Source organism: Variovorax sp. 10N420, from assembly GCF_056394705.1.
In genome coordinates this window covers 1-12,975 of record NZ_JBFTIJ010000014.1, presented here as the reverse complement: position 1 = coordinate 12,975, position 12,975 = coordinate 1, and the positions used below count along the sequence as shown (strand labels likewise).

General features: G+C 64.2%; 13 protein-coding genes and 1 pseudogene. 6 read left to right on the top strand and 8 right to left on the bottom strand.

Annotated features, from left to right (window positions below):
• Positions 1-8 precede the first annotated feature (8 nt).
• The 6 genes from AC1DEK_RS25740 to AC1DEK_RS25715 all read right to left on the bottom strand — a co-directional run bounded on the left by AC1DEK_RS25740 (position 9) and on the right by AC1DEK_RS25715 (position 5,067).
• On the bottom strand, positions 9-2,249 hold the full coding sequence (locus AC1DEK_RS25740) for a xanthine dehydrogenase family protein molybdopterin-binding subunit (RefSeq protein ID WP_478128147.1): 2,241 nt from the start codon (positions 2,247-2,249) through the stop codon (positions 9-11).
• A 10-nt stretch (positions 2,250-2,259) separates the two neighbouring features.
• Entirely contained in the window at positions 2,260-2,730 is a 471-nt protein-coding gene (locus tag AC1DEK_RS25735; protein ID WP_478128146.1) for a (2Fe-2S)-binding protein, read from the bottom strand.
• A gap of 12 nt (positions 2,731-2,742) precedes the next feature.
• A complete protein-coding gene (locus AC1DEK_RS25730) occupies positions 2,743-3,141 on the bottom strand; it encodes a hypothetical protein (RefSeq protein WP_478128145.1) in 399 nt (132 codons plus the stop codon).
• A gap of 29 nt (positions 3,142-3,170) precedes the next feature.
• Positions 3,171-3,779 carry a hypothetical protein gene (locus AC1DEK_RS25725; protein WP_478128144.1) on the bottom strand — a complete coding sequence of 203 codons (609 nt, stop codon included), beginning with the start codon at positions 3,777-3,779 and terminating at the stop codon, positions 3,171-3,173.
• A gap of 22 nt (positions 3,780-3,801) precedes the next feature.
• Entirely contained in the window at positions 3,802-4,671 is an 870-nt protein-coding gene (locus AC1DEK_RS25720; protein WP_478128143.1) for a DUF2092 domain-containing protein, read from the bottom strand.
• Between the two features lie 72 nt (positions 4,672-4,743).
• The gene (locus tag AC1DEK_RS25715; RefSeq protein ID WP_478128142.1) at positions 4,744-5,067 is read right to left on the bottom strand and encodes a cell envelope biogenesis protein TolA; all 324 of its coding nucleotides are present in this window, start codon (positions 5,065-5,067) and stop codon (positions 4,744-4,746) included.
• 387 nt (positions 5,068-5,454) lie between these two features.
• Between AC1DEK_RS25715 and AC1DEK_RS25710 the strand changes: the two genes are divergently transcribed.
• From AC1DEK_RS25710 to AC1DEK_RS25690, 5 genes are read left to right on the top strand one after another with little or no spacing between them, the layout of a single operon-like run.
• Positions 5,455-7,224, top strand: coding sequence for a di-heme-cytochrome C peroxidase (locus tag AC1DEK_RS25710; RefSeq protein ID WP_478128141.1), 1,770 nt, complete (start codon positions 5,455-5,457; stop codon positions 7,222-7,224).
• A 12-nt stretch (positions 7,225-7,236) separates the two neighbouring features.
• Positions 7,237-8,742 carry a DUF4331 family protein gene (locus AC1DEK_RS25705; protein WP_478128140.1) on the top strand — a complete coding sequence of 502 codons (1,506 nt, stop codon included), beginning with the start codon at positions 7,237-7,239 and terminating at the stop codon, positions 8,740-8,742.
• A complete protein-coding gene (locus AC1DEK_RS25700; protein ID WP_478128139.1) occupies positions 8,739-9,872 on the top strand; it encodes a hypothetical protein in 1,134 nt (377 codons plus the stop codon). The genes AC1DEK_RS25705 and AC1DEK_RS25700 overlap by 4 nt, the downstream gene beginning before the upstream one ends.
• A gap of 40 nt (positions 9,873-9,912) precedes the next feature.
• Positions 9,913-10,158 (top strand): hypothetical protein, encoded by a 246-nt coding sequence (locus AC1DEK_RS25695; protein ID WP_478128138.1) that lies wholly within the window; start codon positions 9,913-9,915, stop codon positions 10,156-10,158.
• A 28-nt stretch (positions 10,159-10,186) separates the two neighbouring features.
• Positions 10,187-10,786, top strand: a complete 600-nt coding sequence (locus AC1DEK_RS25690; RefSeq protein WP_478128137.1) for a HupE/UreJ family protein — start codon at positions 10,187-10,189, stop codon at positions 10,784-10,786.
• A gap of 13 nt (positions 10,787-10,799) precedes the next feature.
• On the opposite strand, the gene AC1DEK_RS25685 is transcribed toward AC1DEK_RS25690, so the two are convergent.
• Positions 10,800-11,777, bottom strand: coding sequence for a LysR family transcriptional regulator (locus AC1DEK_RS25685; protein WP_478128136.1), 978 nt, complete (start codon positions 11,775-11,777; stop codon positions 10,800-10,802).
• Positions 11,778-11,884: 107 nt separating this feature from the next.
• On the opposite strand from AC1DEK_RS25685, the gene AC1DEK_RS25680 reads away from it, so the two are divergent.
• Positions 11,885-12,784, top strand: a complete 900-nt coding sequence (locus AC1DEK_RS25680; protein WP_478128230.1) for a sterol desaturase family protein — start codon at positions 11,885-11,887, stop codon at positions 12,782-12,784.
• 10 nt (positions 12,785-12,794) lie between these two features.
• Here AC1DEK_RS25680 and AC1DEK_RS25675 read toward each other — a convergent pair.
• A pseudogene (locus AC1DEK_RS25675) lies at positions 12,795-12,975 on the bottom strand (L-idonate 5-dehydrogenase); the annotation flags it as partial.

Sequence of the window (12,975 nt, the reverse complement as noted above, 5' to 3'; positions counted from 1 at the left end):
GCGGTTGCCTACTTGTTGTCCGCTTGCTTCAAGGCCGCGAGCACCACCGCGGGCCTGAAGGGAACCGACCGCACTCGCGCGCCGGTCGCATCGAAAACGGCATTGGCGATCGCTGACGGGATCACCGAGGTCGTCGGTTCGCCCGCACCCCAGGGAACTTCGGTCGGTCGATCGATCAGCTCGACGAGCACTTCCGGAACATCCGGAAAGGTGAGGATGGGATAGCTCTCCCAGTTCAGGCTGGTGACGGCGCTGCGGCTGAAGGTGAGCTGCTCGACCAGCGTTCGGCTCACCGTCTGCACGACATTGCCTTCAATCTGATTGCGCAAGCCATCGGGGTTGATGACCTGTCCGCAGTCGTGAGCGACGAAGACGCGATTCACCTTGATTGCGCCGGTCTGGCGATGCACCTCCACATCCGCGACCACGCCGACGTAGGTGCGCACGAGTTCGTACTTTGCATATGACACGCCGCGCCCTTGTGCCACATCGCCAGAGTCGCGCGCACGCGATCCGCGAGGCTGCCAGTTCGCGAACTTTCGCAGCCGCTCCATCAGTTCCAGCCCCCTGCTGTCGGTCAGGTGACGCGTGCGAATGTCGAAGGGATCGGCCCCGGCGGCCGCGGCGATCTCGTCAAGAAAGCTTTCGTTGCCGAAGGTGTTCTGCATGCGCCCGGGTGCGCGGATCCATGCTGCGGGAAGTGGCGCATCGACGAGCCAATTCGCTGTGAGCTGGCTGTTCTCGATCGCATAAGGAATGCCCAATCCCGGGTCGTAGATGCCCGAGTCCGGTCCATAGCGCGGCAGACCCGCCAGCACGGCGCCGAGCAAGGTCACGCCCGAGCGCTTCATCGGGCGTTCCGGCAGATAGATGTCTGCCTCCCACGCCGCGATCTTTCCTTGCGCGTCGATGCTTGCCCGGTAGTCCATCAGCGTTGGCGGCCCCTTGGGGTCCCAGCCGTGTTCGTCGTTGCGCATCCACTGCAGCCGCACCGGGCGGCCGATCTCCACGGCAATGATCGCGGCCTCCGATGTGCAGTCGTCCGAGCCATTGCGGCCATAGCAGCCGGCGCCCTCGACATAGATGCAGCGGACCTTCTCCGGCGCGAGCCGCAGCATGGTGGCCAACTGCTTCTGCAACAGGTGACTCGCTTGCGAAGGCGTCCAGACCGTGAGCTGTCCGTCCTTGAATTCGGCGACCGCGCAGGAGGGGCCGATGGAGCCGTGCGTATTGAGCGGGAAGTCATAGGTGGCCTGCAACTGGCGGCCCGCATGGCTCACTCCGCTGGACGCACCGCCGATGTGTTGCAGCACTTCCTTGCGATCGACCTTTGCGCCGCGCTGATACTCGACCAGCCGCGTGTCGTCGGGAAGCCCCGCCCAGGCACTCCAGTGCGCCTGAATGGCGGTCGACGCCCGGATCGCCGCCCATTCGTCGCTCGCCACGACGGCGAGAAGGTTGCCCTTGCGCACCGCCTGCACATAGCCAGGGATGCGCTTGCAAGGCCCATCGTCGAACGACTCCAGCGTGGCGCCCATCGCGGCCGGATGCACCATGCGCGCATGCAGCATGCCCGCCACCTTGACATCGTGTACGAAGCCGAACTGGCCGTAGATCTTGGCAGGAACGTCGAGCCGAGGAACAGTCTTTCCGACGATCGTGTAGTCCTTGGGATCCTTGAGCCGGACCTGCGGGTCGACCTTCATCGAGAGGCTCTGGCCGGTCAACAGTTGCTCGTAGGACAGGCCCGCTCCGCCTGCCAGGGATTCGATCCGGCCGTCTTGCGCTCGCAGCGTCGTCTTTGCGACACCAAGCTTTTGCGCCGCACGATCGATCAATGCCTCGCGCGCCGTCGCTGCCGCACGGCGAATCTGCATGCCGCCTTCCTGCACCGACAGACTTGCATAGGTCGGCCTCTGGTCTGGGGTGAGCAGTGTGTCGCCCTGCACCGTCGTCACACGATCGAACGGCACCGACAGCTCCTCGGCGGCGATCTGCGTCATCGCGGTGAGCACACCCGTGCCCAACTCCACCTTCCCGCTGTAGAGGGTTACGCGTCCTTGCGCATCGATGACGATGAAGCCGTCGACCTCAGTGGGCGACACGGTCCTGCCGGCGGCAGTGGAAGCCGCCTCGCGGTCCTCGTTCGCCGCCTCGGCCGGGCAATGGATCGCAAAGCTGACCGCCAGCGCGCCGCCGGCTTTCAGCATCGCGCGACGGGACAGGTGCATCTGCGCGGAGGAGGTCATTGCGAACTCTTCAGGCCTTCTTGTCCGCCACTCGCATCACGGCACGCAGGATGCGCACGTGGGTGCCGCACTTGCAAAGATTGCCCGCCAGCGCCTGGCGCACCTGTTGCTCGGTCGGATGCGGCGTGTTCGCAAGCAGCCCCGCCGCCTGCATGATCATCCCGTTGATGCAATAGCCGCATTGCGCCGCCTGTTCGTCGACGAAGGCCTGTTGCAGCGGATGCGGCTTCTCCGGTGTGCCGAGCCCCTCCAGCGTCACGATGTGCGCGCCAGCGACGGCCGAGACGGGCATCACGCAACTGCGCAGCGGCTCGCCGTCGTAGTGAACGGTGCAGGCGCCGCACTGCGCCAGTCCGCAGCCGAAGTGCATGCCATGCAAGCCCAGCTGATTGCGCAATGCATACAGCAGGGGCATGGCCGGATCATCCGTCTGCAGAACCTCGGGCTTGCCATTGACCGTCAACGAAATGGAAGTGGTCATGGTTCCGCCCGCTCAGCTGTGCGTTCGGTGCCGAAGAATGCGATTGACCACGCTGCGAAACACCAGATAAGGCAGCACTGCAAGCACCACCGCGACGATCACGGCCTCACCCGGATAGAACCAGCGAACCGAGATGAACTGGTAGATGCCGTCCATGATGATCGCGAAGATGAACACCTTGCCGATGTGCCGCCAGCCCTCGCGCAGCAGGACCTTTCTCTGCGCGCGGTCCTGCACGAGCGCCCACATGTAGAGCGGCAGCCCTTCCCGCGCATCTTTCCTTCCGGCCCTGATGGCAAAGAAGGCGGCAACGGCCGGCTGGAGAATGAACCGGAAGGCGAGCGGTGCATGCCGGCCGCTCGTGATGTCGTCCCAGACACGTGTCCACACATCGAGCATCGCATCCACCATGATGGGTTCCGGCGATAGTCGGGGCCCGGTCAGGGCGCCGGCACGACGCTGTAGTAGACGCCGTTGGCGCCGAACGCCGGCCTGAACCAGGAGTTGCCGATCTGGTAGTAGGTGACGCCGCCGCGGTCCACATAGACAGCGCCCGTCGGCAGTGCCGAGAAGTGCGCACCCAGCGGGTAGGCGGGAATGACGGCGGCATTGGCATTGGCGACCGCGGCCCCCGCAACCGCCCCCACTGCCAGTCCCGCGACCGCGCCCGCGGCGACAGCGCCGCCGCAGCTGTAGTAGCAGCCCGGGTGGTAGTACGGCACACCGACGGGCCGGTAGTAAGGCGCGTAGCCGCCGGCTCCGTAGGCCGGTGGGTGATAGGTCGTGAAGCCGCCGGCCGTGGTGTGTACGGCGCCGTATCCATAGGCTCCGGTGGTCGTTCCGCCGTACCGGTTGGTGTGGCTGGTGCCGCCATACCAGCTGTGCGTGGTGCTGCCGCCGAAAGCGTTGTCGTGCGTGAAGCCGCCGAATCCGCCCGCGCTGCGCCCGCCCCAGGCGTTCGCTCGCGCCCAGGCCGACGCGCTGGTGTGGAACCCGGTGGCCAGGATCGCAGCGGCGAGCAGGGGAAGGAGGGTTTTCATCGTTTTCATTTCGAGAGTCCTTCCATGTGCTTCACGGCGCGTCGCTCGCCTTGCCGCCGCTCCTCGCCTTCCCCTTGGCTTTGGCGTTCGCCGCAGCGGAGACTGGTTGCGGCGTGGCGAACGGGATCTTCCTGGCGTTGGCGGCATTGACCGACGCGAACGCCTCGGCGGCAATCACGGGATCGAGCTTCCAGTTAGACAGATCGACCTGGTGGCGCAGCAGCAGCGGATCGCCCCGGTAGGTGGCCCGCAACCTTCGCGGCAGCTTGTCCTCCGTGCCGATCCATATCTGCATGAACAGTTCGTCGCTGGCCACGGCGATCACGTCGGTCGTCGTGCCGCCGACCGCCGTTGAAGATCCGATGTAGAAGGCCTTGGTCACCCCTTCGGTGATGTTCTTGAAGGGGTCCGCGCCCAGAACATCCGCGAAGGGGAAATAGATGGCGGATTGCTTGAACGCCGCTTCGAGCATGCCGTCGATGGTGGGCGGAGCGTTGGTGACGGCGACCAGGTTTTCGGACGGCGCGAATGCCGTCAAGGTCTTGCCGTCGTAGTAGTACTCGGAAGCCCTGCCGTCGCCCGTCGTGATGACGCGCAGCTTGTTCGGCCGCTGCACCAACACTTCGGAGACCGTGTTGAACGCCAGCGGCGGACCGACCTCCGTGGGGCTTTCATAGGTCGCGACGGCAGTGAAAGCCATCGAAGACGATGCAGTGAGGGCCTTGCTCATCGCCTGCAGCAAGTCCATCACCTGCGGTTCCAGCTCGGCCGCGGGCTTTGCGGCCTTGCCCTTTGGTGCAGAGGTCCTGGCAGGCGTTGCCTGCGCGCTGGCTCCGACGGCGAACGTCAGGCTCACGGCAAGCAACACCGCCTTGGCTAGGATTTGAAATCGCGTTTTCACTGACATCTCCTTCCGGCCGGCCCCGTTGCGCCGCCTGTGCATTGCAGCGGCGGCTTTTGTATAGCTTGGCTCTTACTTGGCGCCCGCCATGTCAGGCGTTCCGCCCTGCGGCGCCTGCTTCCGGTTGGGGTGCTTCTTGTCGCGCGACTGGATCTTTGCCTGGCCGGCGCTGGCGGACTTGCCGGTGCCGATCGCATCGTTTTCGGACGACTTCAATTCGTCGCCGCCCACCTTCTTGACCTTGTCCTGCGGACGCGCGTTGGCTTTGGCCTGTGCCCTCTCCTGGGGTTTGCTGTTGGTGATCTCCTGCTCCTGCGAGGACGCGCCGGCAGGATTCTGAGCATAGGCGCCAGCTGCGAAGAGGCCGGCGATCAAGACTGCGAGTAGTTTGCTCATCATGTTTTCCTTTGGTGAATAGTTGAAGCGTCCCAGAGCCATGAAGAACCTTCACGACTCCGGCCTTGCGATGCGACGTCCACTTCATCCGCCATGGTGTGCGGTGAATTCATTGTGAAAGCGGCTGTTCCGCAAATCCAGCCGGGCCAGCACGTACTTGCACGTACGTGGTTGGCCGCGCCACGGGATCATCAAGGAATTCCCTCTTCATGTCGATCACGCATTCGGCGGGCGTTGTACACGTGCAATTGCCACGTACGTGCCGTTACGTAGCTGCCGGGATAGGCCGCCCAAACCAGCCGTTTCAGAATGCCGCATCAGGCCCGGGCGGAAAGCCCATGCTTATGGTCGTGGTCGTGGTCGGTGGTCATCGTCTGGAGTACCTTCATGCAACGCAGACTCCTGTTTGTTCCTGGATGCACTCTCGTCCTGGGGCTGGCGCTGCAAGGCGCGGCAGCACAGGCCGAGACCGGTTCGCAGGGCCCGGTCATCTTCCTCGACCAAGGTTGGACGCCTGCGGAGCGAGCCTGGTACTACCAGGTGTCGCAAGGCTCGGCGGTGATGTCCTATGACCTTTTCATGAATCTCGAGGTGGCGGGTGCCAAGGATCTCTTCCGCTCGGATGCCAACAGCGACCGGTTCGGCCTGATCACCCAGCCAGCCGACCCGCAGAACAATCCCGATGCGTTGCCGATCGGCTTGAGCAAGACGATCATCAAGAAGGGCAACGGTGTGGAGGACGTGCAGATCGGCCTGAACTGCGCCGCATGCCACAACGCTCAACTGAACTACCAGGGAAAACGCATACGCATCGACGGGGGTGTGGCCAATACCTTCGATATGCTGGGCTACGTGAGCGCCCTTGACGATGCCATGCAGGCCACCCTGGCGGACAAGCAGAAGTTCGACCGGCTGGCGACCAAGCTCGGGGCCATGAGCGCGGAGGCGAAGAGTGAATTGGGCAAGCGCTTCGAGCGCGAAGCCGTTCCGATTCACGACTACCGCACACGCACGCTCGCAACGCCGACTGCCTGGGGACCGTCTCGTATCGACGCGATTTCCGCCATCGTGAATCGCTTGCTGGCGATCGAGCCCAATATCCCGCAGAACTCGTCTACCCCGCTCGCGCCGACCAAGCCTCCGTTCTTGTGGAATGCCCCTCACGGCACCTGGACCCAGTGGCGCGCCTCGCAGCAAGACCCGATCAATCGCAATCTCGTTGAATCAATGGGTGTCTATCTCCCGATGAACCTGCACTCGAAGACGCCACAGGAAGGACTCTTCGATTCGAATGCGCAGCTTCTCAATTTGCAGCAGATCGAGAACCAGTTGACGCGGCTCGCGCCGCCGAAATGGCCCGAGGAGGTTTTCGGGCAGATCGACCGCCAGAAGGCAGCTGCCGGCAAGGAACTGTTCTCCACGCATTGCGCGAGTTGCCACAACGCCTGGCCCTATACGTGGACTGCGCCGAATAAATACGGCAAGCGCTTCCTGGAGGTCGGCGTGGTCCCGCAGAAGTACGTCGGCACCGACCCGGGCCAGTTCGACAACCTGCGCCCCTATGCCATCACCGCCAATCTCGCGCCCTATCTGCCGGGGCCTTTCAAGGACAAGGAGATCATCCCGACGGGCGCTCTCTACCTGATCACCCAGAAGCTCGTGCTGGACAAGGCGTTGTCGCAACTGAAGCTCGACGAACAGCAGACCATCAATCTGCACGGCTATCGCGAACTGCCGCCGCCCCGCCAGATGGAAGAAGCGTACAAGGCGGCGCCGCGCGACGGCGTATGGGCGACCCCACCCTTCATGCACAACGGCTCGGTGCCCAATCTCTATGAAATGCTGGTCCCAGCCAAGGAGCGGACCAAGAAGTTTTACGTGGGCCGCGAGTTCGATCCGGTCAAGGTCGGTCTGGACACCAGCGGCAAGAGCGGCTCCTTTTTGCTCGACACCGAACTGCGGGGCAATTCGAATGCCGGACATTCGTTCGAGAACGGCCCGCTCGGCAACGGCATCATCGGCCCCTTGCTGACAGATTCGCAACGCTGGGAGTTGGTCGAATACCTGAAGTCGATCCCTGAGGAACCGGGCCGCGCGACGCCATTCGGTGGCCCACCTAACGCGGTGACTGGCACCAGCCAGTGGTCACGCAAGTAGCGGGGCGCAACGATGTCCGACCACGTCGACGGCCCACGCCAGATCGGTGATCCCTCGGCAGACCTCACCGATCTTTTTGCCTTCGTCAGCCCGACCGACCCGAACCGCACCGTCCTCGCGGCCAACGTGTTTCCGTCCGCCGGCACCCAGGCGATGTTCTCCAACGCCATCGACCATGCGATCGTCATCCGGCGCCTGACCATTGCCGGTACCGGCGAGTCGACCAAGTTCAGGCCGAGCGATCCGGAGCTTCGCTTCACGTTTCGCTTCGATGTGCTTGAGCATGCACCGGAAGGCAAGCGGCCCGTGCAACGAGGCACCTGCACGCTGCCGGGCGGGCAAACGCTCCGCTTCGTCGTCGATGACGAAAAAGGAGCGACCTCCGCCGACGGCACCTACCGCGTGTTCGCGGGCCTTCGCTCCGATCCGTTCTACCTGGCCTGGATCGTGGCCGAACTCAAGCGCTTCCCCAATCTGCTTCAGCACGACAACGTGCTGAGCTTCCTCATCGAGTTCGACACTCGGCGTGTGCTGGAGCCGGCCAAGGGACCGCTCTTCGGCGTAGTCGCCGAAACCATTCCGATACCCAAGCCGGGCGGCTTCATCGGTCATGAGCCGCCGCGCATCGATTGGGTCGGCCGCCCAGAACAGACCAACATGCGCCTGAACAACAACGGCATGGAAGGCACTGACGATGTGCGTGACTTGTGGAACCAGCAGACTCCCTTCGCGATTTCGGAGGAGTTGATGCCCGTGTTCCGCAAGCGCATGGTCGACAGCCTGAAGAACTGGGACATGCGCGACGGCAAACAAGACTGGACCCCGGCTGCATTGGCAGCCAACGCGAACATGTTCCTCGACGACTTCATGGTGATCGACGTGACGAAGCCTACGACCGATACCAGCCATATGGAAATCGAGAAGAGCACGCTCGCCGGTCGGCCCTATCAGACAGGCGGCGGCCGCACCGTGAACGCCGATGTCATCGACATCCTCCTCACATGGATGGTCAACCACGATCGCGAATTCCTGCAGGGCGGCTCGGCTGGCGCGACAAAACCCGGCACCACAACCTTCCCCTACCTCGCGTCCCCCAACGCGGAACTCCAGAACCTGGCCTTCTCCGTCGACCTTGCCGCGCCGCCTGAGCAAGTCTGGGCACTCATTGGCGGCTTCGGGGGCCAGTGGCATCCGTTGATCGCAAGCATCAAGTTGACAGGCACCGGTGTGGGTCAATTGCGCACGATCGAGACCATCGACGGCAAGCAGATCATCGAAAGGCTTGACGCGATGGACGACGCACAGCGCAACTATCGCTACACGTCCATCGCTGGCATTCCTGCCACCGACTACACCGGCATGCTGGACGTCAAGCCCAAGGGCAGCGGCAGTTCGGTCGAATGGCGCGTGCAATACATGCCGGGCGGACAGCCGGATCTCATCGTCAAGACCATCAGCTCCACGCTGCTGAAGACCGGCCTCGACAGCCTGAAGCCTCGGTTCGGCGCCGCCTCATGATCGCCGAGCCCGATCTCGCGACGAGCCCCGTGCAGGCGACCGATGGCGTGATCGCCGCGATCAACCTGCGCAGCACGCTCGCGCAATCATGGAGCCGCTTCTGGCAAGCGCCGCTGAGGCCGGGCATCGCCGAAGCACTCATCGAGCAAGAGCAACTGAACGCGCAATACCTGGGCGATCTCGATGCCTTCGACCGGCTGGAGCAAATGGCGAGCCACCTGATGCGGGTCGATGAGGGCTCCGCTCGCACGGCACTCATCAACGGACAAGTGGCTGCATCCACGCACCGGTTTTCGGATGCGAGGGGTTTTCTTGCGCGTGCGGGGGAGCGAGGATGTCCGGCGGAGGCCACCGATCGACTCGAAATGAGCATCGACCAGGCATGCGGCGTATCGCTCGAGCCCTTGCTGGAGCGCAGGCTGCGCCTCGCCGCGCACTCAGGCCGCCTTGAAGACTGGGTGCCTCTGGGCTCGCTGCTTGCCGACCTCGGTGAATTCGATGAGGCCGAACGCGCCTACTGCAGGGGCTTGGGCGCCTACAGCGATGTCTCTCCTTTCGCAGTCGCCTGGGTGTGCTTTCAACTCGGCGTGCTGTGGGGCGAACGCGTGCCGCAAGCGCAGACGGAGCGCGCGGCTCGCTGGTATGCCAAGGCGATCGAGTACGTGCCCGGCTACGTCAAGGCGCGCGTACACCTTGCCGAGATTCGTCTGTCCGAGAACTGCGCTCCGCAAGCGCGAGCGTTGCTGGTTCCAGCGCTTCCGAGCGGCGACCCGGAAGTGAGTTGGCGCCTTTCCGATGTGGCGCTCGCGCTGGGCCGATCCGCGGAGGCCGAGACGCAGTCGGAGGCCGCTCGCAGTGGCTTCGAGCGCTTGCTGGCTCGGCACCCCCTCGCCTTTGCGGACCACGCGGCGGAGTTCTACGCCGGCAGCGGCGGCGATTCACGCAGAGCCTTCGAGCTGACCCGGGTCGACCTGGCAAACCGGCAGACCCTGCGCGCGTTCGAGAAGGCGCATGATGCCGCCAGCAATGCTGGAGAGACGCTGGCGGCCCAAGGCATCCTGGCTGCGGCGCGGGTGCAATGGGGATCGACATCGGCCTTCAGGCAATCGCCGCTCGCGGCCATGCCTTAGCGGCTCGCGGACTTCCAAACGGATCAAACGGAGATCGGCCATGCCCATCGATCGCAGGACTTTTGTGCTCGGCAGCGGTGCCGCCGCTGCCGGCGGTGCCTTCGCCTCTTTCAGCGCCTGGGTCGCCGCGACGCCGCTGCAAGCGATGAAAGGACAACCCTCCTTCGATTTCCGGATCGTCGGTTGGGACCGTAGCGAAGACCCGGCAAGCCCGGCGCAGGCGTCGGGCGGCGACTCGATCGGATGGATCGCCATCGACAGGAACTGGCGAGGCGCTTGGCGCTGAGCATCAGCAAGGACCGAGGACCAACGACATGAAGCTTGTTCACCAAACGACTCGGGCAGCGCTCTGGCTGTCCGCGCTCCTGCCTTTCGCGGCAATGGCCCATACCGGCGCCGATGCAGGGCTCCATCACGGCTTTGCTGCCGGGTTCCTGCATCCATTGACCGGCGCCGACCATCTGGCTGCGATGCTGGCCGTCGGGCTCTGGACCGCACTCACAGCGCGCAGTCGGGCTGACCTGTGGGTCGCCCCATCGGCCTTTGCGCTGATGATGCTGCTGGGAGCGCTCCTGGGAATGGCCGGCGTGCAACTGCCGGCTGTCGAATCGTCGATCGCCGTGTCGCTGCTGGTGCTCGGCCTGCTCGTCATGACACAGTACCGGCTGCCCGCGCCCATGGCGGCGATGGTCGTCGGTCTCTTCGCGCTGTTCCACGGCCACGCACACGGCAGCGAACTGGCGGACCAGTCCGACGCGGCATTCGCGCTGGCGGGCATGCTTGCAGCATCTATCCTGCTGCATGTATCCGGTATCGCCCTGGGCGCCGGCTTGCGCCGTGCCCAGCCGTGGTGGCCCAGGCTGGCAGGCCTTTCAGTGGTCCTTCTCGGCGCCGGATTGATCGGCATCCGCTGACGGATGAGGGCATCTACGCGCGAAGCGTCCGGACGCCGGTAAGCTCATTTCTCGCCAACCGGCCGATGATGAGCTCGGCCATGGGGGACGGCGTGCGTCCGCGCAAAGTGACCAGACCCATCTCGGTCGCGACGGCGGGCAGGCCCGTGACTTTCAGCAGGTGAAGTCTGCCGGAGGCGACCTCTCGCGCCACGGAGGCATGCGTCGCAGCCAGTACCGAGTCGCTCTCCAGCGCCACGTCCTTCAACACATCGAAGTCGTCGCATTCCAGGGCCAGCGAGAGCGCCTCAGCCGAGCCAAGGCCAAGAAGGCCGGACAGCACCGCGCGCACTGCCTTGGGAAGCCGGACCGAAAGCACGCCGTGCTCCCAAAGCTGCTCCAGCGGGACGGAGCCGCATTGGGTCAATGGATGTCCGTCGCGCACGAAGAAGCCGCCCGGATCGTTGCGCAATCCCTGAACATGCAGGTTGGGTTCCGACGGCAGGTCCCTGGTCTCGGCAACGAAGAATTCGATGTCTTCCTCGAGCAGGCGCTTCAGCAAGAGCTGCCAGTTGCTGACCTCGACACGCAGGTTGATCGCCGGATATTCCCGCCGCATCGCTGCCAACAGCGGCTTCAGGAAGGTGACCGCGGGAAACGGGCCGATGCCGAATGCCGTGTCGCCCAAGGCACGGCTGCGGTACAGCTCGACGTCGCGCTCCAGGCAGCGGCTGTTGAACACCAGTTGGCGCGCACGTGCGACCACGAACTCACCCGCCGGCGTCGGGACCACCTCCAGCGCGCCGCGATCGAAAAGCTGCAGGCCTAGTTCGGCTTCGGCTGCCTGGATGCTGCGCGTCAGTGCCGGTTGACTCAGATGCACCTGCTCGGCAGCCCGGATGAAGCTTCGCCGGTCGGCGACGGCGACGATGTGTGTCCAGCGCTTGAGATCCATGAACTGCTCCTTCGGTCCGATTGCATCCACTGCATGGATCGTGGACGAACTATGCATTGGACTCAATCGGGGTTCGCCTCAACAATCGCCTCCATCAAGCCCCCAAAGAGCCCGGCGTTCAGTCACAGGACCCCGGCCCGCCGAATCAAAGCCAAGGAGACAACCTGGTGAACCTGATCCAAAACGTCGTGCTCGTCGCGATCATCCTGTTCTTTGCCGTGCTGGAGATCCGCTCCGGCAAGCACGCGCACTTCAATGCAACCAAGGACGACACCAAGCTGGAACTGTTCATGTTCCTTTCGCTGCTGGCGGTGTCCCAGCCCTTCATCTTCGGCGTGACGGGCAAGCTGAGCGAACTGGCCATGCCCGGCCAGCGCGGCGCATGGGCGCACCTGCCGTGGTGGGCCATGGGCGCGATCCTGCTGGTGGCGGACGACATGACGCAGTACTGGTGGCATCGCATCTCGCATTCGCCGCTGCTCTGGCCGCTGCACCGGGCGCACCACACCGCGCACTACATGAGCATCCGCATCACGTACCGCAACAACTTCTTCTACTACCTGATGATGCCCGGCCTGTGGGCTTCCGGCGTGCTGATCTACCTGGGCTTCGGGAACGCCTACCTCGTCTACATCGTGATCAAGCTCGCAGTGATCCTGGGTGCCCATAGTGCCGTGCCATGGGATGCGCCGCTCTATCGCATCAAGTGGCTGAATCCCCTCGCCTGGGTGCTCGAACGCACGATCTCGACACCCGCCACACACTGGGCGCACCACGCGCTCACCAACGACGACGGCGTCGGGCACTACAAGGGCAATTTCGGCAACCTGCTGTTCGTGTGGGACATGCTCTTCGGCACAGCCAAGATCACCCGCCGCTATCCGCCCAAGGTGGGTCTCAACGACGATCTGGTCTTCGGCAAGGAGCGCTGGTTCGTCGAGATGTTCTACCCGCTGATCCACTCGCGGCGCGCTCACTCGGCGCTGGTTCCGGGCGGCAGGGCATACGAAGACCCCCAAGCCCCGCAAGCCACGGACGCCACCGACGCGGTCATGAGCAAGTAATACGCACGCGTCACTCGAAGTTCAGCAGCACTTTCATCGCCTGCGTACGATCGGCCGCCAGCGCAAAGGCGCGGGCCGAATCGCGGTACGACAGGGTTGCCGATATCAGCGGCTTGACGTCGACCAGCCCCTTGTTGAGCAGCTCGACGGCGACCGCGAATTCCTCGTGAAAGCGGAAGGCTCCACGAAGA